Origin of the sequence: Frankia sp. AgB1.9 (genome assembly GCF_016786355.1) — a bacterium.
Classification (GTDB): domain Bacteria; phylum Actinomycetota; class Actinomycetes; order Frankiales; family Frankiaceae; genus Pseudofrankia.
The window spans coordinates 69,317-88,638 of the sequence record NZ_JADWYX010000035.1; the positions used below are offsets into that span (position 1 = coordinate 69,317).

At 74.9% G+C, this 19,322-nt stretch carries 18 protein-coding genes; 12 read left to right on the forward strand and 6 right to left on the reverse strand.

Annotated elements, in window-relative coordinates; all coding sequences use genetic code 11:
* The first annotated feature begins 102 nt into the window (after window positions 1-102).
* From I6A60_RS16150 to I6A60_RS16165, 4 genes are all read left to right on the forward strand, one after another.
* Window positions 103-1,791, forward strand: a complete 1,689-nt coding sequence (locus I6A60_RS16150) for an allophanate hydrolase (protein ID WP_203017828.1) — start codon at window positions 103-105, stop codon at window positions 1,789-1,791.
* A complete protein-coding gene (locus I6A60_RS16155; protein WP_238435543.1) occupies window positions 1,791-2,492 on the forward strand; it encodes a TetR/AcrR family transcriptional regulator in 702 nt (233 codons plus the stop codon). The genes I6A60_RS16150 and I6A60_RS16155 overlap by 1 nt, the downstream gene beginning before the upstream one ends.
* Window positions 2,493-2,589: 97 nt before the next feature.
* Window positions 2,590-3,549 carry an agmatinase gene (gene speB, locus I6A60_RS16160; RefSeq protein ID WP_203017826.1) on the forward strand — a complete coding sequence of 320 codons (960 nt, stop codon included), beginning with the start codon at window positions 2,590-2,592 and terminating at the stop codon, window positions 3,547-3,549.
* A gap of 32 nt (window positions 3,550-3,581) precedes the next feature.
* Window positions 3,582-5,006, forward strand: a complete 1,425-nt coding sequence (locus I6A60_RS16165) for an MFS transporter (protein ID WP_203017823.1) — start codon at window positions 3,582-3,584, stop codon at window positions 5,004-5,006.
* On the opposite strand, the gene I6A60_RS16170 is transcribed toward I6A60_RS16165, so the two are convergent.
* Window positions 5,003-6,283 (reverse strand): benzoate/H(+) symporter BenE family transporter, encoded by a 1,281-nt coding sequence (locus I6A60_RS16170; RefSeq protein WP_238435544.1) that lies wholly within the window; start codon window positions 6,281-6,283, stop codon window positions 5,003-5,005. The genes I6A60_RS16165 and I6A60_RS16170 overlap by 4 nt on opposite strands.
* A 66-nt stretch (window positions 6,284-6,349) precedes the next feature.
* On the opposite strand from I6A60_RS16170, the gene I6A60_RS16175 reads away from it, so the two are divergent.
* Complete coding sequence (locus I6A60_RS16175; RefSeq protein WP_203017821.1) at window positions 6,350-6,886, forward strand: helix-turn-helix transcriptional regulator; 537 nt, start codon at window positions 6,350-6,352, stop codon at window positions 6,884-6,886.
* A 173-nt stretch (window positions 6,887-7,059) separates the two neighbouring features.
* Here the strand turns inward: I6A60_RS16175 and I6A60_RS16180 are convergent, their stop codons facing one another.
* From I6A60_RS16180 to I6A60_RS16190, 3 genes are all read right to left on the reverse strand, one after another.
* Window positions 7,060-8,265 carry an acyl-CoA dehydrogenase family protein gene (locus I6A60_RS16180; protein WP_374113444.1) on the reverse strand — a complete coding sequence of 402 codons (1,206 nt, stop codon included), beginning with the start codon at window positions 8,263-8,265 and terminating at the stop codon, window positions 7,060-7,062.
* 2 nt (window positions 8,266-8,267) lie between these two features.
* A complete protein-coding gene (locus I6A60_RS16185) occupies window positions 8,268-9,299 on the reverse strand; it encodes a phosphotransferase family protein (RefSeq protein WP_203017800.1) in 1,032 nt (343 codons plus the stop codon).
* A gap of 308 nt (window positions 9,300-9,607) precedes the next feature.
* Window positions 9,608-10,585, reverse strand: coding sequence for an LLM class flavin-dependent oxidoreductase (locus I6A60_RS16190; RefSeq protein ID WP_203017798.1), 978 nt, complete (start codon window positions 10,583-10,585; stop codon window positions 9,608-9,610).
* Between the two features lie 115 nt (window positions 10,586-10,700).
* Here I6A60_RS16190 and I6A60_RS16195 point away from each other — a divergent pair, with 115 nt between their 5' ends.
* From I6A60_RS16195 to I6A60_RS16215, 5 genes are all read left to right on the forward strand, one after another.
* Complete coding sequence (locus I6A60_RS16195; protein ID WP_238435545.1) at window positions 10,701-11,141, forward strand: EthD domain-containing protein; 441 nt, start codon at window positions 10,701-10,703, stop codon at window positions 11,139-11,141.
* Between the two features lie 22 nt (window positions 11,142-11,163).
* Window positions 11,164-11,523, forward strand: a complete 360-nt coding sequence (locus tag I6A60_RS16200; RefSeq protein ID WP_203017796.1) for a hypothetical protein — start codon at window positions 11,164-11,166, stop codon at window positions 11,521-11,523.
* Between the two features lie 59 nt (window positions 11,524-11,582).
* The gene (locus I6A60_RS16205; protein ID WP_203017794.1) at window positions 11,583-13,016 is read left to right on the forward strand and encodes an MFS transporter; all 1,434 of its coding nucleotides are present in this window, start codon (window positions 11,583-11,585) and stop codon (window positions 13,014-13,016) included.
* Between the two features lie 284 nt (window positions 13,017-13,300).
* A complete protein-coding gene (locus tag I6A60_RS16210; protein ID WP_203017792.1) occupies window positions 13,301-14,317 on the forward strand; it encodes a GlxA family transcriptional regulator in 1,017 nt (338 codons plus the stop codon).
* A gap of 95 nt (window positions 14,318-14,412) precedes the next feature.
* Window positions 14,413-15,057 (forward strand): DJ-1/PfpI family protein, encoded by a 645-nt coding sequence (locus tag I6A60_RS16215; protein ID WP_203017791.1) that lies wholly within the window; start codon window positions 14,413-14,415, stop codon window positions 15,055-15,057.
* Between the two features lie 21 nt (window positions 15,058-15,078).
* Here I6A60_RS16215 and I6A60_RS16220 read toward each other — a convergent pair whose 3' ends face one another.
* Window positions 15,079-16,713 carry a GGDEF domain-containing protein gene (locus I6A60_RS16220; protein ID WP_203017789.1) on the reverse strand — a complete coding sequence of 545 codons (1,635 nt, stop codon included), beginning with the start codon at window positions 16,711-16,713 and terminating at the stop codon, window positions 15,079-15,081.
* A gap of 158 nt (window positions 16,714-16,871) precedes the next feature.
* On the opposite strand from I6A60_RS16220, the gene I6A60_RS16225 reads away from it, so the two are divergent.
* Together I6A60_RS16225 and I6A60_RS16230 are read left to right on the forward strand one after the other, a co-directional pair.
* Complete coding sequence (locus I6A60_RS16225) at window positions 16,872-17,510, forward strand: pyridoxamine 5'-phosphate oxidase family protein (protein ID WP_203017787.1); 639 nt, start codon at window positions 16,872-16,874, stop codon at window positions 17,508-17,510.
* 166 nt (window positions 17,511-17,676) lie between these two features.
* The gene (locus I6A60_RS16230) at window positions 17,677-18,291 is read left to right on the forward strand and encodes a hypothetical protein (protein WP_203017785.1); all 615 of its coding nucleotides are present in this window, start codon (window positions 17,677-17,679) and stop codon (window positions 18,289-18,291) included.
* A gap of 45 nt (window positions 18,292-18,336) precedes the next feature.
* On the opposite strand, the gene I6A60_RS16235 is transcribed toward I6A60_RS16230, so the two are convergent.
* Window positions 18,337-19,104, reverse strand: coding sequence for a Clp protease N-terminal domain-containing protein (locus I6A60_RS16235; RefSeq protein WP_203017783.1), 768 nt, complete (start codon window positions 19,102-19,104; stop codon window positions 18,337-18,339).
* Between the last annotated feature and the right edge of the window lie 218 nt (window positions 19,105-19,322).

Below are 19,322 nucleotides of genomic sequence, written 5' to 3' on the forward strand. Positions count from 1 at the left end.
CGTCCGAGGAACGAGGACGGCCGCGAGCAGGGGTCCCCGTTCGGCGCGGATGCGACGAGCGGGGGGGCGTTGAGTGAAGCGACGGAGCGAACCCGAGGCAGAGTGAGCGAGTCGGGGGTCAAGCCGGTCGAGCGGGTGGAGGCGGCGTTCGCGCGGCTCACCGAGGTCGACCGGCCGGAGGTGTGGATCACGCTGCGGGACCGGGACGAGGTGCTCGCGGAGGCGGCGGGGATCGACCCGGAGCTGCCGCTGGCCGGGATCGTCGTCGCGGTCAAGGACAACATCGACGTCGCCGGGCTGCCGACGACCGCGGCGGCAGCTTCCTACTCCTACGAGCCGGCCGCGGACGCGACCTCGGTCGCCCGCCTGCGGGCCGCCGGCGCGCTCGTGCTCGGCAAGACGAACCTGGACCAGTTCGCCACCGGCCTCGTCGGCACCCGCTCCCCGTACGGCGCGGTGCGCAACGCCTGGGACCCGGCGCGGATCTCCGGCGGCTCGTCGTCCGGGTCCGCGGTCGCGGTGGCGCTCGGGATCGTCGACGCCGCGCTCGGCACCGACACGGCCGGCTCGGGCCGGGTGCCGGCCGCGCTCAACGGCCTCGTCGGGGTGAAGCCGACGAAGGGCCTCGTGCCGGTGACCGGCCTCGTCCCGGCCTGCTACAGCCTGGACTGCGTCTCCGTCTTCGCCCGGGACCTGGGCCTCGCCCGGACCATCGCCGAGATCATGGAGGGACCGGACCCGGCGGACCCGTGGTCACGGACCGGGCCGCCCGCGCCGCCGGCACCGGCCCGGCCGCGGGTGGCCGTGCCGACGCCCGAGCATCTCGACGGCCTCGCCCCCGGCTGGGGCGAGGCGTTCGCCGCCGCGGTAGCCCGGTTCGCGGCGACCGGCGTCGAGATCATCGAGGTCGACATCGCCCGGCTGCTGGACGCCGCCACGCTGCTCTACGGCGGCGCGTTCGTCGCCGAGCGTTATGCCGCCGTCGGCGCCCACCTGGAGGCGCACCCCGAGCTCGTCGGCACCGACCTCGACCCGACCGTCGCCACGATCATCCTGAGCGGCAAGGCCCGGACCGCCGCGGACTGGGCCGCCGACAGCGCGCGGCTCGCGGCGCTCGGCGCGGCCGGCCGGGCCGCGCTCGACGGCTGCGCGGCGCTGCTCACCCCGACGACGACCTGGCACCCGACGTTCGCCCAGGTCGCGGCCGACCCGGTCGGCGCCAACTCGCGGATGGGCCGGTTCACGAACTTCGCGAACCTGCTCGACTACGCCTCGCTGGCGGTCCCGGCCGGGTTCGTCGACGGGCTGCCCTTCGGCGTGATGCTGACCGGCCCGGCCTTCTCCGACCGGACGCTCGCCGGTCTCGCCGAACGGTTCGCGAACCCCGGCCTGGAGCTGTTCGTCGTCGGGGCGCACCTGACCGGCCAGCCACTCAACGCCCAGCTCGTCGCCGCTGGCGGCACCCTGGTCGGCCCGGCCCGCACGGCGGCGGCCTACCGGCTGCACGCCCTGGAGACCGTGCCCGCGAAGCCCGGCCTGGTACGGGTCGCCCCGGGCACCGACGGCGCGAGCATCGAGGGCGAGCTGTGGAGACTGCCCGCGGCCGGGCTGGGGACGTTCCTCGCGGCCGTGCCCGGGCCGATGGCGCTGGGCAGGGTCGGCCTGGTCGACGGTCGCGAGGTCACCGGGTTCCTGGTCGAGCCGTTCGCCGTCGCGGGTGCGCCGGACATCAGCGCGCACGGCGGCTGGCGCGCCTACCTGGGGTCGCGGCCGGACCGGCACGGCGGCTGATGGGCGCAGGGGCGGTGGATCAGGCGTCGACGGTGTCGCGCGCGGGCCGGCCGCGGCACCGACCGCAGGCGGCGAGCGGCGTCCCGGCGCGGGCGCAGATCCTCGACGCGGCGGCCGCGCTGTTCACCGAGCACGGCTTCGCGGCGACGAGCACCCGGATGATCGCCGAGAAGGTCGGCATCCGCCAGGCGTCGCTCTACTACCACTTCGCCACCAAGGACGAGCTGCTCGTCGAGCTTCTCTCCACCTCCGTGCGGCCCAGCCTGGACGTGGTCGAGCAGGTCGGCGCGCGCGGCTCCCAGGTCGGCGCCGCGGCCGCGCTGTACGCGGTCGCGGTCGCCGACGTGCGGACGCTGGTCACGGCCCCGCACAACATCGGCACGCTCTACCTGCTGCCCGAGGCGCAGGGCGACGGGTTCGCCCCGTTCCGCGCGGAACGCCAGGAGCTGCAGGACGCCTACGGCCGCCTCGGCGCGGCGGCCGCGGCGCCGTCGGTCGCGGCCGACCTGGCACCGGGCCAGCTCGGCGAGCTGCTGATCCAGCTCGTCGAGGTCGTCATCCAGATCCGCCGGACCCGCCAGCCCACCGCCGGGGACGCCACCGCGATCGCGGCGTCCTGCCTGCGGCTGTGCGGCCTGGACGCGGGCGCCGTCGCCGCCGCCGCGACCGAGGCCCGCGCCCTGCTCACGAGCCTTGGCTGAGCGCCCGACGACCGTGACCGATCGACGACTGTGACCGACCGACGACTGTGACCGCCTGACGACTGTGACCGCCTGACGACAGGAAGGTTCCGCCGGCATGTCCCCCGACCCGATCGGTCCGCCCGAGGCCACCCAGGTGCCGCGCTATGCGGGACCAGCCACGTTCGCCCGGCTCCCCCGGATCGACCAGGTCACCCGCGCGGACGTCGCCGTCCTCGGAGTGCCGTTCGACGGCGGGGTCAGCTACCGGCCCGGCGCGCGGTTCGGCCCCGGGCACGTGCGGGAGAGTTCCCGGCTGCTGCGGCAGTACAACCCGGCGCAGGACGTGTCGCCGTTCGCGACGCAGCAGGTCGTCGACGCCGGCGACGTCACCTGCAACCCGTTCGACATCCCGGAGGCCCTCGACGCGGTCGAGCGCCAGGCCCGCGAACTGCTCGACGGGGGCGCACGGCTGCTGACGATCGGCGGCGACCACACGGTCGCGCTGCCGCTGCTGCGGGCGGTCACAGCCCGGCACGGCCCGGTCGCCGTGGTGCACTTCGACGCGCACCTGGACACCTGGGACACCTACTTCGGCGCCGCCTACACCCACGGCACCCCGTTCCGGCGGGCCGCCGAGGAGGGGCTGATCGACCCGGAGGCCAGCATGCACCTGGGCATCCGCGGCCCGGTGTACGCGCGGTCGGACTTCGACGACGACACCCGGCTGGGCTTCTCCGTGGTGACCGCGCCGTTCGTCGAGCTGGAGGGCGTCGCGGCGGCGGTCGAGCGGCTGCGGGCTCGGGTCGGCGACCGGCCGGTGTACGTCTCGGTCGACGTCGACGTGCTCGACCCGGCGTTCGCCCCCGGCACCGGCACCCCGGAGGCCGGCGGGCTGACCACCCGGGAGCTGCTGGTCATGCTGCGGGCGTTCGCCGACCTGAACCTGGTCTCCGCCGACGTCGTCGAGGTCGCCCCGGCCTACGACCACGCCCAGATCACTGGCATCGCCGCCGCCCACCTCGGCTACGAGCTGATCTGCGCGATGGCGCCACGCCCGCCGGCCGATCCGGCCTGACGGGCCGGCGTCGTGGTCGTAGCCTCACGACGGTGAGCAGCCCGCGGCCGGCGGCCGAGCCGCCGTTACTCGTCCCGTCGCTGGTCTTCATCGCGCTGGTCGTGGCGGCGGTCGGAAGCCTCGGGGCGCCGCTGGTGACCAGCGTCGCGGCCGCCTACGGGGTGTCGCTGGCCAGCGCGCAGTGGACGTTGACGATCACGCTGCTGGCCGGGGCCGTCGCGACGCCCGTGCTGGGACGGCTCGCGTCCGGGCCGCGGCGACGGCCGGCGGCGTTGGGGACCCTGGGGATCGTGACGGCGGGCAGCCTGTTGACGGTGCTGCCGGTGCCCGGGGCGTTTTGCTGGCTGCTGGCCGGGCGGGCCGCGCAGGGGGTCGGGCTGGCGCTGCCCGCGGTGATGATGGGCGTCGCCCGCGACCATCTCGCGCCGCCACGGGCCGCGTCGACGATCGCGCTGGTGTCGGTGGCGTCGACGATCGGGATCGGCGTCGGCTACCCGCTGGCCGCGCTGCTGACCGAGCTGGCCGGGGTGCGGGCGGCGTACGGGCTCGGGCTGCTCGTCACCGCGCTCGCGCTGGTGGCCGGGCTGCGCAGCCTGCCACCCGCGCCGGCCGGGCGCTCGGCGCGCCTCGACGTTGCGGGGGCGCTGCTGCTGGCCGGCGGCCTGGTACCGCTGCTGCTGGTCGTCAGCGAGACCGGGCTGTGGAGCCGCCGTCCGGGGCTCGCGGCCGGTCTCGCGGGCCTGGCCGTCCTCCTGCTCGCCGGCTGGGTGATCCTGGAACGCCGGACGGCCTTCCCCCTCGTCGACCTGCGGCTGGCCGGGCGCGGCCCGGTGCTGGCCGCGAACGGGACGATGCTGGCCGGCGGCCTCGGGATGTACCTGCTGCTTACCCTGATCACCCGGTATGCGCAGACGCCCCCGGCGGCCGGGTACGGCCTGGGCCTCTCGACGTTCGTGGCCGGGCTGATCCTGGTGCCGTTCTCGGCGCTGGGGTTCGTCGCCGGGCGGCTCAGCCCGCTCCTGGGACGCCGGCTAGGCGCGGCCGGGCTGCTGGCGGTCAACGCTCTCGTCGTGCTGGGGGCGGCGCTGCTCTTCGCGCTGGCCCGCGCGCACCTCGTCGAGCTGGTCACGGCAATGGGGGTTCTGGGCTTCGGGGTCGGCGGGTTCTCGGCGGCGATGCCGGCCGTGATCCTGGCCACGACGCCACCCGGCGAGACAGCGAGCGCGATGAGCCTCAACCACGTGGTCCGCAGCGTCGGCTTCTCGCTCGGCAGCGCGCTGGGCGGCCTCGTGCTCGCCGGCGCCACCCCGGCGGGCCGCCGCTTCCCGACGGACGCCGCCTACGCCACCGCCGCGTGCCTCGCGGCGACAGCCCTGGCCGCAGCCGCCGTGACCGGCCTGGCGGTGTCCCACCGCCGCCGGCCCGCGGCGTCCGAGATCCAGCCCGAGCGAGCCTAGAGCGCCTCGCCGCTCGCCGTCTGATTCTGATGATCGCTGCTTTCGCCCTCTGATGGCTGTGATCGGGGACTGTTCACGACCACCCGAGGGTCCGGACGGCGATCATGGCCGCCGGACCCGAGCGTCCGGGCGGGCGGCGGGCCGCGCAGGACGGTCCGCACGGCCAGGCCGGCGGCCAGCGCCCAGAAGGCGGCTCCGACGCTCAGCAGCGTCACCCCGCTGCCGGCGACGACGAAGGTGACGACGGCGGGTATCCGGTCGGCCGGGTCGGCGAGGGCGCCGGTCAGTGACGAGGCGAGGGTGGCCAGCAGCGCGAGCCCTGCGAACGCGGCGGTGACGCCCGCCGGCGCCGCGGCCACGACGGTGACCAGCACGGTGGAGCCCGCCGCGAGGACGAGGCCGGTGCACCCGGCGGCCTGGGCGACCAGCCAGCGCCGCCTCGGGTCCGGGTGGGCGTCGGGACTGGCCGCCATCGCCGCCGTGATCGCCGCCAGGTTGATCGCGTGGCCGCCGGCGCTCGCCCCGACGAGGGTGCCGAGGCCGGTCACCGTCATCGCCTCCCGCCACGGCGCGGCGTACCCGTAGGACGACAGCACCGCGACGCCGGGGACGTTCTGCGACGCCATCGTGACGACGAACAGGGGGATCGCCAGCGACAGCACCGACGCCCAGGTCCAGGCCGGTGTCGTCAGCTCGGCCCGGGGCAGCAGCGGGCCGTGCAGGCCGCCGTGCAGCCCGAGCCAGATCCCGATGGCGGCCACCGTGACGACGAACGCCCCGGGAACCGCCCAGCGCGGCGCGAACCGCAGCAGCAGGAGCCAGGCGACGACGACGGGCGCGACGAGCGCGGGCTGCGTGGCCAGGCCGTGCACCGGGGCGAGGCACAGCTCCAGCAGCACCCCGGCGAGCATCGCCTGGGCGATCGGCGTCGGGATCGCGGCGATGAGGTCGCCGAGCCGTGGCCAGGCCGCGGTGAGCAGGATGAGCCCGCCGACGACGAGGAAGGCACCCACCGCGGCCGGCCAGCCGCCGTGCACGGCGCCGGTCGAGGCGAGCAGCGCGGCGCCGGGCGTCGACCAGGCGAGCACCACCGGGATCCGGTGGCGGCGCGACAGCCAGATCGTGCCGAGCGACTGGGTGACGGTGAGGGCGAGCAGGCCCGACGCCGCCTGACCGGTGCTCGCGCCGACGCCGCGCAGCCCGGTCAGCACGACCACCGAGGCGCCGAGGAACCCCACCAGCGCGGTCACGACGCCGGCGCTGACGGTGTGCCGCATGCGCTGTTCCATATACAGAACCTACGCGACCGTTCCACGGACAGAACGCTGGTTAGGGTGTCGTTCATGGACTCCGAGGTCGCGGCCGCCGTCGGCGCCCGGCTGCGGGCGACCAGGCAGGCCCGCGACCTGTCCGTCGGCGCCCTCGCGGCCCGGGCCGGCGTCGGCAAGGGATCGCTCTCGGAGATCGAGAACGGCGTGCGCAACCCGACGCTGGGGACGCTGTACGCGCTCGCGGGGGCGCTGGACGTCCCGCTCGCGACGCTGCTCGCGGACCGCCCCGGCGTCGAGGTCGCCTCGCCGGGCATCGGCGCCCGGCTGCTCGACGCGACCCACCATGCGGACGGCACCACGGTCGAGGTGTACCTGCTGCATCTAGACGTGGGCGCCCGCCACCGCTCCCCCGCCCACGGCCTGGGCGTCGTCGAGCATCTGCTGGTCACGCACGGCCACGCGCTCGCCGGGCGCCCCGGCCAGGAGAGCGCCGTCGGCCCCGGCGAGACCGCCGTCTGGGAGAGCAGCGCCGAGCACGGCTACACGGTCCTCGGCGACGCCCCCGTCGAGGCCGTCCTCACCATCCGCTCCCCGGCTCACGTCACCTGAGCGACCCGGCCCACGGCCCGCCGGTCGGCCGGCCGCCGGGGGTCGGCAGGCCGCCGGGTGATCGCCGTTTCGGCCCTCGGCTGGTCGTGATCTGGGCGGATTCACGACCCGCGCAGGGCCGAAACAGCGATCTTGGACGTCAGGTCGGGCGGCGGCCGCCGCGGGGGCGGGCGTCAGCCGGTGTAGGGGCGTTCGGCGCGCAGCTCGCGGCGGGCGATGGTGCGGCGGTGGACGGCGTCGGGGCCGTCGACGATGCGCAGCGCGCGGGCCCAGGCGTAGAAGGCGGCCAGCGGGGTGTCGTCGCTGACGCCTGCGGCGCCGAAGACCTCGATGGCCCGGTCGATCACCGCGGTGGCGACGGCCGGCGCGGCGACCTTGATGCCGGCGATCTCCGTGGCGGCGCCCCGGGCACCGTGATTGTCGATCAGCCAGGCGGTCTTCAGGACGTAGAGGCGCGCCTGGTCGATCTCGATGCGGGACCGGGCGATCAGCTCCTGGACGACGCCCTGGTCGGCGAGCGGCGACCCGAACGCGGTCCTGCTCTTGGCCCGCTCGACCATCAACGCCAGCGCCCGCTCGGACATGCCGATCGCCCGCATCGCGTGGTGGATGCGCCCCGGGCCCAGCCGGGCCTGGGAGATGGTGAAGCCGTCACCCTCGCCGGCCAACAGGTTCGCGGCGGGCACCCGGACGTCCTCGAAGACGATCTCGGAGTGGCCGTGCTGGTCCTGGTAGCCGAACACGGGCAGGTGCCGCAGGATCGTCAGGCCCGGGGTGTCACGCGGGACGAGAATCATCGACTGCTGGCGGTGCGGGGCCGCCTCCGGGTTGGTCCGGCCCATCACGATGAAGATCTCGCAGCGCTCGTCGGCGACGCCGGTGATCCACCACTTGCGGCCGTTGATGACGTAGTCGTCACCGTCGCGGACGATCGAGGTCTGGATGTTCGTCGCGTCCGAGGAGGCCACGGCCGGCTCGGTCATGGCGAACGCGGACCGGATGCGGCCCTCCTTCAGCGGCTCCAGCCAGCGCAGCTTCTGCTCCGCGGTGCCGAACAGCTCGAAGGTCTCCATGTTGCCGGTGTCCGGGGCCTGGCAGTTGATCGCCTCGGGGGCGATGACCGGGGACCAGCCGGTGATCTCCGCCACCGACGCGTACTCGACGTTGGAGAGCCCGGACCAGGACTTCATGAAGAGGTTCCACAGTCCGCGCTTCTGCGCCGAGGCCTTCAGCTCCTCCATGACCGGCGGGTAGGCGTGGTCGCCGTGCTCGCGCAGGTAGTCGTGCCACACCGGCTCGGCGGGGAACACCTCCTCGCGCATGAAGTCCCACATCCGCGCACAGGTGTCCGCGGCCTGCGCCGACAGTTCGAAGTCCACGCTCATCCCTTCCAGTGGTCGAGGCCCTCGGCGGCGAGCCGCTCGGCCTCGCCGGACAGGTCACCGAAATCCTGCCCGGCCATCACCCCGGCGGTCGCCCGCGCGTAGACGCCCTGCACGATCGCGGCGAACTTGAAGTGTGCGTAGGCCACGTAGGCGGCCAGGTCGGCGAGGTCGGCGCCGCTGCGTTGCGCGTACCGCTCGGTGAGGTGCGCCCGGCCCGGGAAGCCGTCCTGCGCCGTCACGGCGGGAATCAGCAGCGGGGACCGCTCTCCGGCCTCGGTCCAGTAGAACAGCAGCGTTCCGACGTCGGCCAGCGGATCACCCAGCGTGGAGAGCTCCCAGTCGAGCACCGCGCCCACCCGGCTTGGGTCGGCCGGGTCCATGAGCACGTTGTCGAGCCGGTAGTCGCCGTGCACGATCGACGGCCGCGCCGGCTCGGCGAACGGGTACGCCGCGAGCCGACGGCCCAGCTCGTCCATCGCCGGCGCGGGCCTGGTCCTGGTCGCCTCGAACTGGCGGGTCCAGGTGCGGACCTGGCGGCCCATGAAACCGGTCGGGCGGCCGTAGCCGTCCAGACCGATCGCGTACGGGTCGACGGCGTGCAGGTCGGCCAGGGTGTCGATCAGCGCGTCCGTCAGCGCGGTCCGGCCGGCGGCGTCCTCGGCGTACCCGTCCGGCAGGACGTCACGGATCGCGTAGCCGTCGATCTTCGCCATGACGTAGAACGGCACGCCCAGCGGGCCCGTCTCGTCCGCGGCGTAGAGGACTCTGGCCACCGGGACGTCGGTCTCGGCGAGCGCCGCCTGCACGCGGGCCTCCCGGCCCATGTCGTGGGCGCCGCGCAGGATGTGCCCGGACGGCGGGCGGCGCAGCACGACCGACCCCGCGGCACAGGCCAGCTCGAAGGTCAGGTTCGACTTCCCGCCCGAGATCAGCCGGACCTCGGGATCCCGCCACGCCTCGTCGCCAAGAATGCCGGCCAGCAACGGGCCGACCAGGTCAGGCCGCGTCAGGTCGTCGAACTCGCCCACCATCCACCTCACTACCGCGCACTGGGCCGGACTGCCGCATGTCGGGCCGGCCCCACATCCACCGCGGGCCACGCAGCCGACCACCGCGGGCCACGCAACCGGCTCGGTCAGCAGGATCGTGCCCGCTTCCGCCGCGATCGGCCAGCGATGCGCCGGGAGGTCAGCGTCTCACCCGAGACCGGCCCACGTTCGAGGCCGGACGGGGTAGGAAATCCCGCGTGGCGGACGAGTCCGCCTCCGGCGCAGAGGTTCCACCGTGCCCACCGTCACCGAGTACCTCTACCGGCTAGACCTGCTCTCGGGGCAGATCAGCTCTGCGCCGCGGCGAAGGCGGCCAGCTCGCGCGGGACGTCCGGGCCGGTCGGGTTGTAGATCACTTCCTGGTAGCCGGCGGACGCCAGGTTCCCCAGGTTGCGCGCGATGCGGGCCGGATCGCCGACCATGGTCCGGGTGTCGATGTGGTCCAGCAGGAGCCGGTCGCGGTCGGTCAGGTACGTCACATGGCCCTCGAAGGTGGCCAGGTGGCGTTGGCCCTCCGGGGCCGCCGCCTCCAGGGCCTCGCGCCAGGCCCGCCCGCCGGGCAGCGCGTCGACCCACTCGGCCCCGCCGTGGGCGTAGGCGTTGTGCCAGTCGAGGACCCGCCACGGCCCGATCGCCTCGCGGACCCGGGCCGAGCCCGGCTCCTCCCCCGGGTCGAGCACCGTGCCCGAGATGATCGTCGCGGTCGGCAGGGCGGGGTGCGGCGCGCCGATGATGCCGTCCGCCAGCTTCTCGGCCAGCGCGACGCCGCGCGGGCCGAAGACGCTCAGCCACAGCCCGACGGCGATCGGCCGCGGGGCGGCCAGGTCCGGGCCGTGCAGCATGCGGACCGGCTTGCCGTCGACGACAGCCGTGTCGCCGGCCAGCAGCTGACGCAGCGCCGTGAGGTACGCGGCGAGCGCGTCGATCGTCATCGGCCGTTGCCCGATGGTGAGCCGCGCGGTGTAGCCCGTGCCGAAGGCGGCCCGGAACCGTCCGTCGGAGATCCGGGCGACGGTCGCGATCCCGCTCGCCATCGCCATCACCGAGCGCTGCTGCGGGATCAGCACCGCCGTCCCGAGCCCGATCCGGCTGGTCCGGGTCGCGGCGAGCGCGAGGTGGACGAACGGGTCCTCGTACAGCGCCGCCGAGTCGAAGACCCAGACGCGGGCGTAGCCGAGCTCCTCGGCGAGCACGGCGAGGTCGGCGAAGTCCGGCCCGGGGGCCAGGCCACAGGACAGTTCGAGCCCAGCGGACGCGTCACCCATGTCGGGGCTGCTCCTTCACGGCGGTTCGAGGGTCACGGGTGGATCATGGCGCCGGCCAGGCCGGCGACTGCCTGGACCGCCGGTCCGGCCCGGCGGTTACGGTACGGACCGGCCGTTGGACCAGCAAGATATCCACGCCCGCTGGCTGCCACCCTCGGGCGGCCCGACCGTCTGGAGGCAGTTCGTCGTGATCAAAGTCGTGGTACTGCTCAAGCGCAAGCCGGGGCTGAGCCTGGCCGAGTTCATCGACCACTACGAGACGGTCCACGTCCCGCTCGCGACGAAGCTGTCCACCCGGGCGCTGCGCTACGAGCGCCACTTCCTGCACCCGATCCCGAACATGGTCGAGGCCGGACCCTCCGTCGAGCCGGAGTACGACGTCGTCACCGAGATCTGGTACGACGACCTGGCCGCCTTCGACGCCGACCAGCGGGACGCCCGCGCCCGCCCTGAGCAGGTCGCCGTCGTGATCGCCGACGAGAAGGTCCTGTTCGACCGGGCGAAGACCCGGCTCGCCCTCGCCGAGGACCGCGTCTCCGACCTCACCGCGGGCTGATCCGGCCGGCTACGCTCGACGTGTGATCGAGATCGGGAGCCGGCGGCGCAGCCAGCCCGCTCCCCCACACGTCATCTTCGAGGCCCTGACCGAGCCCGACCGCGACCCGACGCGGCCCTGGCTGATCCTGCTGGCCGACGAGCAACGCCCCCGCGTGCTGGCCTCGACCTGGCCGCAGGAGCTGACCTGGTCGTCGCTGTGGCCGAAACACCCAGACGCGAGGATCCACTTCGACCTGCCGCGCTGCGCCACCGACAGCGGCACCGACCTGCGCTGGACCCTCTGGGTCGACGAGCCGCTCCCGGACGCCAGCGCGATCGGCCACCTGCGCAAACGCCTGAACCAGCTGATCAACGCCAACCTGCGCCACACCTTCGGCTAATAACGTCACAGGTCAGGCCTCGGATCGGGGTGCGCGACGGCCGTAGGCTGGCGCCCGTCATGGCGTGGGAGGCATATCGCCGGGTGCTCGCCCGGCCAGGAACGGGACGGGTACTGGCGGTCGGGGCGCTGGTCCGGGTTGCGACGACGTCGACCTGGATCGTGCTGACGCTGCGGGTCGTGCTGCCGGGCCGCTCCGGCGGGCTCGGGCTCGGCTACACCGAGGCCGGGCTGGTGGCCGGGCTCGTCGCGGTCGGGACGGCCATCGGGTCGCCGTTCGTCGGCCGCGGCGTCGACCGGTTCGGCGCGCGAGCGGTCCTGCTGGCGACGGCCGGCTTTCAGGCGGTCTTCTGGACGGTCGCGATCGTGCTGCCGTTCGCGGCGCTCGCGCCGTGCGCGTTCGCCGCCGGGCTGGTGTACCTGCCGATCGTGCCGGTCGGCAGGCAGGCGCTCGCGGCGCTCGTCCCCGAGGCCGAGCGGCAGGCCGCCTTCGCGATGGACATGATGTCGTTCGACGTGGCGTACGCGCTGGGGCCGCTGCTCGGGGTCACGGTCGCGACCCAGGCAGGCTGCCGAGTGGCGCTCGGCCTTGTGGCCGTCCTGCTGGCGGCAGGTGGGTTTGTGCTCGGCGCCGTCGTCGGGCCTTCGCTGCCGCCGGCCCGGTCCCGAGGCGCCGCCATCGACGAGGTCGAGACGCCGACCGGACCCGAGGCCGCCGGCGAGATCACCGGCGGCTCCGGCGGCTCCGGCGGCTCCGGCGGCTCCGGCGGCTCCGGCGAGATCATCAACGGCAGTAGGCGGCGGGCGACCGGCTGGCTGCGCGCGAGACCGGCCGCGATGCTGCTGGTCGGGGCCGGGTCGACCGCGACCCTGGCCGGCACCGACGTGACGATGACGGCCAGCATGCGGTCGTTCGGCGTGCTGCCGCTGCTCGGCGTCGTCGCCTTCCTGTGGACGGTCGGCTCGATCATCGGCGGGCTCGTCTACGGCGCGCTGCACCGGCCCGTGGCTCCCGTGCTCCTGCTGGCGGGCCTGGCCGTGCTCACGGGGCCGGTCGCGTTCGCGCCGTCCTGGGGCTGGTTGGCGGCAATGCTCGTCGTCGCCGGGCTGTTCTGCGCGCCGGTGCTGTCCGCGGCGGCGGACCGGCTGATCCAGGTCACCCCGCAGGACGTCCGCGGCACCGTCCTCGGCGCCCACGCCTCTGCGCTCTCGGTCGGCAACTTCCTCGGCGCGGACGCCGCCGGGCTCGTCATCGACCATACCGGTCCCAGCCGGGGCTTCCTGGCCGTCAGCCTGGTGGGCGCCGCCCTCGCCCTGGCCGCCGTCGCGACCGACCCCGCGGCCCTGTTCCCCGGCCGGCGCGACGCACCGCGTCCCGGCCTCATCCTCCAGCCACAGGCACAGCCCCAGGCACGTCCCCAGGCACAGGCCCTGCCACAGCCACCGCCACCGGACCTCGACCTGCCAGGCGCGGAACCCGCCGCCCGGCCCTGACCTCCGCCCGCTCCCAGTGATCGCCGTTTCGGCCCTCGCGTGGTTGCGGTCAGACCCTTTCTACGACCACCCGAGGGCCGAAACACCGATCATCGAGCCGCTCGGGCCGCCCCAGCCGGCCCAGCCGGCCCAGCGGCTCGGGCGGCTCGGGCGGCTCGGGCTGCCGGAGCGGCGGGAGCGGCTCCGCCGGCCGCGGCGGCTCCGGCGGCCGGTGGCGGGAAAGGTGGTGGGTGTGTCCGTTCCCGCCGTTGTGCCGGTGGGTGTCCGGCGGCGAGCATGGAGCCATGACGACGACGCCCGCGCCGGTGGCCGACCGGCCGCGCACGGTCGTGATCGTCATGTTCGACGAGGTGCAGAGCCTGGACGTGACCGGGCCACTGGAGGTCCTGACCGCCGCCGGACGGGCCGCCCGGCCCGACCCGGGGTACCGGGTGCTGACGGCGAGCCTCGACGGCCGGCCGGTCCGGACGTCGTCGGGGCTGGTCCTGACCCCGCACGCGGACCTGCGGGAGCTCCCTGGCCTGGACCGCGCCCAGCCGGACGTGACGGCGCTGGACCTGTTGCTGGTAGCCGGCGGCAGCGGTGGCCGGGCGCCGGGCACGGACCTGGTCGCCTGGGTGCGCAAGCTCGCGCCGCGGGCCCGGCGGGTCGCGTCGGTGTGCACGGGGGCCTTCGTGCTGGCCGAGGCGGGCCTGCTCACCGGCCGCGCCGCGACCACCCACTGGGCCAGCTGCGCCGAGTTCGCCCGGCGCTTCCCCGAGGTGGCGCTGCGGCCTGACGCGCTGTTCGTCCGGGACGGGAACGTGCTGACGTCCGGGGGCGTCACGGCCGGTGTCGACCTGACGCTGGCGCTGGTCGCGGAGGACCTCGGCCGGGAGGTCGCGCTCACGGTCGCCCGTCACCTGCTGGTCGATCTGCGCCGGCCGGGCGGGCAGGCGCCGTTCGGGACCGGCCCGGTTCCCGGCCGCTCCCAGCCGGCGACGCACGCCGGGCCGCTGGCCGAGCTTCGTCAGTGGATCGACGGGCATCCGGCCGAGGACCTGTCGGTCGCGGCGCTCGCGAAGCGGGTGAGCCTGTCCGAACGGCAGCTCACCCGTGCCTTCCAGACCGAGGCCGGAATGCCGCCCGGCCGGTACGTCGACGAGGCCCGGCTGCGGGCCGCCTGCCGGCTGCTGGAGGAGACCTCCGACGGCGTGGAGAGCGTCGCGCGGCGCAGCGGGTACGGCTCCGCGGAGGCGATGCGCCGCGCCTTCGCCCGTTCGGTCGGCATCCCACCGTCCGAGTACCGCCGCCGGTTCTGATCCGCCGGTTCTGGTTCCGGCCGTCTCGTCCGGGCGCGTGCCGCCCGGCTCATCCTGTCGCGCCGTCGGTCGACGGCTCCTGGGAAGGACGCACCATGCAGATAGCCATCCTGCTGTTCGAGGGGATCACCCCGCTCGACGCCGTCGGGCCGTACCAGGTGCTGCACAACCTGCCCGGCGCCGAGGTCGTCTTCGCCGGCACGCGGGTCGGCCCGGTCCGGTCCGCGGGTGGCCAGCTGGGATTGATCGTCGACGCGGAGCTGGCCGACGTCCCGCGGCCCGACATCGTGCTGGTGCCCGGCGGGCCGGGGCAGGTCGCGCTGATGGACGACGAACCGGTGCACGCCTGGCTGCGGGCCGTCGACGCGACCAGCATGTGGACGACCTCGGTGTGCACCGGGTCGCTGGTGCTGGGCGCCGCCGGGCTGCTCACCGGGCGGCGGGCGACGTCCCACTGGCTGGCCCTCGACCAGCTCGCCGGGCTCGGCGCGGTCCCCACGGCCGAGCGGGTCGTCGTCGACGGCAAGTACATGACGGCGGCCGGGGTCTCGGCCGGCATCGACATGGCGCTCAGCCTCGCCGCCCGGCTCGCCGGCGACGAGGTCGCCCAGGCGCTCCAGCTCGGCGTCGAGTACGACCCGCACCCGCCGTTCGACGCGGGCTCGCCGCGCACCGCGCCGGCCGAGATCGTCGCCGCGCTGCGCGCCCGGAGCCGTTTCATCCTGCAGGGAACGCCCTGACGGGCCCGCTCGACCGGAGCTTCAGAAGTGATCGGGCAGGTCGGAGCGGTAGACGACGAGCTTGCCGGCTCGCTCCCTTTTCGCCGCGTACATCGCGAGATCGGCCTGATGGAGCAGGGTGTCGGGATCCGGCGGACGGACGTCGCCGTCCAGGGTGACCAGCCCGAGGCTGGCCCGTGGGACATACGTCCGCCCGGCTAACTGGCACGGCGCCTGCACCTCGGTCGCGAGCCGCTCGGCGACATGGCGCGGGTTGTCGTCGCCGCGGCTGTCGAGGATCACGCCGAACTCGTCGCCCCCGAGGCGGGCGACGGTGTCGGCGGCACGGGTCCCGCCCCGCAGCCGCGCGGCGCTGATCCGCAGCAGCTCGTCGCCGGCGGCGTGCCCGAAGGCGTCGTTGACCCGCTTGAAATGGTCGAGATCCACGAACAGGACCGACACCGGCCCGTCCCGGCAGCCCGAAGCCCCGTCGCGGCCAGGCTCGACGCCGACCGCGCGCTGCAGCCGCCGGGTGAACAGGGCCCGGTTCGCCAGCCCGGTCAGTGGGTCGTGAAACGCCTGATAGTGCAGCTGGCTCTCGCGTTCGCGCAGCGCGGCGAGCAGGTGGGTGTTCTCCGCAATGGTGATCATCTGCCGGATCAGTGCCAGCACCAGCAGGCTCACCATGCCGTACGCCTCGACCCCGTCGAGCGGCGCGCCCGTCGCCAGCTTGCCGAGGGTCAGCAGGCCGGCGGCACAGAGCACCGCGTAGGGCAGCGTCGCGTGCAGCCACATCGCGCGCGGCCGCGGTGGCGCCAGGCTGTCGAGGTCGGCCGGGGCCGGCGACGGCACCAGCGCCGCGAGGGCCACCAGCAGCAGGGAGACCGTGTAGGCGATCAGACTCCAGGGCGGAAGATCGTGATGGCCGGCAGCGATCCGGTAGACGAAGAGGCTGTCCGTCAGTGCGTAGAGCATCAGGCCGCAGCCAAGCAGGGCCAGGGTCCCCGGCGACCGCGGCCGGCGGAAGCTGGCGATCAGCAGCACGGCCGTCGCGAGGGCCAGCGTGGCCATCTCCTGCAGCAGGGTGGAACCGAACTCGGCCGCGTTGGGCGCGCGCGCTCGCAGGATCTCGTCGAGCCCCGTCCGCCATTCCAGCAGCACGACCGAGCCGACGATGAGCAGGCAGTCCAGCACGATGACCGCGTGCCAGCGGCGCGGGCCCCGCCCGCCGCCGGCCCTCCCCTCCGCCGGGTAGGTCGGCACGGACAGCAGGCCCGCCAGGCCCAGCCCGTAGAAGAAGACCAGGCCCGCGAAGACCGACGGGGCGCGGGCGACCAGCGAACCGCCCTCGACCAGCGTCAGCAGGGCGATGACGTTGGCGCTGGCCAGCCCGCCCGCCAGCACGGCGATGAGCACCCGCCATCGCCGGTCGTCGGCGCTGGCGCGCCGAGCGCTCCACAGGCAGGCCGCAAGGGCGGCGAGCTCGGCGGCGAGGGTCGCGAACATCGCCGCGAACAGGCCGTCGCGCGGGCTCAGCAGCCCTGTGCACGCGGCCGCCAGCCCGACGAACAGCACGCAGGCGAGCACGGCGCGCTGGAGCAGCCGCGGCGGCGGCCCCGAACGGGCCGGCCGCGGAAGGCCTGGCGCGACGCCTCCGAACCCGCGCAGCCCAGCCATCACCCCTCCTTGGCCAGCTTACCGTAGCCATTCGAAGCCGGAACGTGACCTGACCCCGCAATACCCGGTCGAGGACGCCTCCACGCGGCGCCGCGCACCGGCGTCCGGGCGCGGCGGAGGGTTGACGGTGCCCGGGGCCGCCGTCAAGGCTGGCCGGCATGCCCAGCACCGAACCGACCCGGCTGCCCGACCTGATGTCCCGCGACCGCGCCGAGCTCGACGCCCTGCTCGCGTCGGCCGTGCTGGGACATGTCGGGCTGGTCGACGAGGACGGGCACCCGGTGGTGATCCCGACCGCGGTGGTGCGCTGGGAGGACCAGCTGGTCATCCACGGGTCGACCGGGTCGCGCTGGATGAGGCGGATCGGCGCGGGCGCACCCGTGTCGGTGTCGATCGCCGCGATCGACGGGGTGATCGTGGCGCGCTCCGCGTTCGAGTCCGCGGTGATCTACCGCAGCGCCGTGTTCTTCGGCCGGTTCACCCCGCTGGACGGCGCCCGCAAGGAGCAGGCGCTCGACGTCGTGACCGACCGGCTGCTGCCTGGGCGGGTAGCGGAGCTGCGCCGCTCGACCGCCCGGGAGCTTGCCGCGACCTCACTGCTGGCGATGCCGATCGTCGACTGGTCGCTGCGGATCCTCGACGAGTTCGCCGCGGACCCGGCCGACGACGTCGCCGGCCCCGCCTGGGCCGGCCAGCTCCGGTTCGGCCCGGCGGCGGCGACGGTCGTCCCCGCGCCGGACCTGCGCCCGGGTGTGCCGGTGCCGCTGTCGGTCACGTCGGTGGTCGGCCTGCGCTGACGGCGCGCGGGGCCGGTCGGGGCTCAGAGCGCGGCGGCAAACCGGTCCGTCCACGGCCTCGGCGAGCGGCGCCCGCGCCCGGGAAGGGCGCTTCGTCCACGCCACGACCGGCGGCGTAGTGTGCGTCAACCGGGCTCTGGTGTTCCTGTGCGAGTGGGGGTGACGCGTGGCCTTCCGTCCGAGCCAGCGGCCGCGCCGGCCGGCAGCCTTCCCCGCCGGCTACCAGTCGAGCAGGCGGCGCCCGTCGTGGTGGTCTCCGGTCGCCGCGTGGGCGGGCACCCACCGGGTACTCACCGGCGTCGGCCTGACCGGCCTCGTCTGCATCGCCGTGGCGCTGGTCGCCGGCGGGCTCATCGGCCACCCGTCGACGCCGTCAGCCTCGACGACGATCACCTCCGCGCCGCCGGCCGACATCCCGACGGTCGACAACAGCATCCTGCCCCCGATCGAGCCGCCCCTGGCGCTCGCCGCCACGGCGGACGACGCGCCGCCGGCCACGACCAGCCCGGCGCGCGTCTCGACGACCCCCACCCGGCCGCGGGTCGCGCCCACCACCGCCTCGCCGCGGCCCACCGTCCGGCCGGCGACGACCACGCCCGTTCCGGCGACCTCGCGGCCCGTGGTGCCGACGCTGACCGCGACCCCTTCGGCCACCGTGTTCGTCCACGCCGGTGACGCCTGCTCGCCGGTGGGAGCGACCGGAGTCACGGAGCTCGGCACGCAGCTGGTCTGCGGCACCACCGTCACCAGCCCGACCCGCCCCCGCTGGCACAGCGCCTGACGGGCAGGTACCCGTAGTAGGCGCCGGCCGCCGGCCGGGCCCAGATCACAGCTTGCCGGCGGCCTCCGTGGCGGCCTTGCTGATCGCGGCCAGGGCCGCGCTCGTGTAGGACTCGACCGTCTCCTTGACGACCCCGAGCCCGGTCAGGACCCCGGGACCGTTCTCGAGGCTTTCCTGCTCCAGCAGCGCGAGCAGGATGTGCTCGGTGCCGATGTAGTTGTGGCCCAGGCGCAGCGCCTCGCGGAAGGTCAGCGTCAGGGCCTTCTTCGCGCGGGCGTCGAACGGGAGCAGGGCGGCCGACGGCGCCGGCCCGGTCGCGGCCGGCAGCGCCGCTATGGCGGCGACGCGCGCCTCGTCGAGGGTCACCCCGGCCGCGACGATCGCCTTCGCCGCGATCGCGTCCGGGTCGACGAGCAGGCCGAGGACCAGGTGCTCGGAGGTGATCTGGGCGCTGCCGGCGGCGGTCGCCGCGTTCTGCGCGGCCACCACGGAGTTGCGGGCCCGCGCGGTGAACCGGTTGAAGCCCTGACTGGGGTCGAGGTCGCCCGGCTCGCCCGGGTCCTTGGGCACGAAGCGCTTCTGCGCCGCCTGCTTGCTGACCCCCATGCTGTGGCCGATGTCCGTCCAGGAGGCGCCCGAGCGGCGCGCCTGGTCGACGAAGTGGCCGATCAGGTGGTCGGCGACGTCGCCCAGGTGGTCGGCGGCGAGGACCGCGTCGGCGAGCTGGTCGAGGGGGTCCGGATGCACCTTCTTGATGGCGTCGATCAGGTCGTCGAGGCGCACCGGTGCCGTCATGGAAGTGGGTTCGCTCATGCGTCAACCTTAGGTTGACGCCACCGGATCGTCAACCTTGAGTTGACGCCGTCCGCGACACCGGGACGCGGATCCCAGGCGCCCCGGCGGGGGCGGCCGGCGCCCGGCCCCCGCCCGGTGGGGCCCGCGCCGGGCGAAGCCCCGCCGCCCCGCGACGCCGGCCTCGGCGAGCTCGTCGATGATCGCGTCGGACTGCTGACGGTCCGCCCGCCTGAGCG

Coding starts and splice junctions, on each gene's coding strand:
- I6A60_RS16190 (WP_203017798.1), bottom strand. CDS start 10,585: ATGGGTGACGCGTCCGCTGGGCTCGAACTGTCCTGTGGCCTGGCCCCC.
- I6A60_RS16175 (WP_203017821.1), top strand. CDS start 6,350: ATGGACTCCGAGGTCGCGGCCGCCGTCGGCGCCCGGCTGCGGGCGACC.
- I6A60_RS16170 (WP_238435544.1), bottom strand. CDS start 6,283: ATGCGGCACACCGTCAGCGCCGGCGTCGTGACCGCGCTGGTGGGGTTC.
- speB (WP_203017826.1), top strand. CDS start 2,590: ATGTCCCCCGACCCGATCGGTCCGCCCGAGGCCACCCAGGTGCCGCGC.
- I6A60_RS16225 (WP_203017787.1), top strand. CDS start 16,872: ATGCCCAGCACCGAACCGACCCGGCTGCCCGACCTGATGTCCCGCGAC.
- I6A60_RS16220 (WP_203017789.1), bottom strand. CDS start 16,713: ATGGCTGGGCTGCGCGGGTTCGGAGGCGTCGCGCCAGGCCTTCCGCGG.
- I6A60_RS16215 (WP_203017791.1), top strand. CDS start 14,413: ATGCAGATAGCCATCCTGCTGTTCGAGGGGATCACCCCGCTCGACGCC.
- I6A60_RS16235 (WP_203017783.1), bottom strand. CDS start 19,104: ATGAGCGAACCCACTTCCATGACGGCACCGGTGCGCCTCGACGACCTG.
- I6A60_RS16155 (WP_238435543.1), top strand. CDS start 1,791: ATGGGCGCAGGGGCGGTGGATCAGGCGTCGACGGTGTCGCGCGCGGGC.
- I6A60_RS16205 (WP_203017794.1), top strand. CDS start 11,583: ATGGCGTGGGAGGCATATCGCCGGGTGCTCGCCCGGCCAGGAACGGGA.
- I6A60_RS16210 (WP_203017792.1), top strand. CDS start 13,301: ATGACGACGACGCCCGCGCCGGTGGCCGACCGGCCGCGCACGGTCGTG.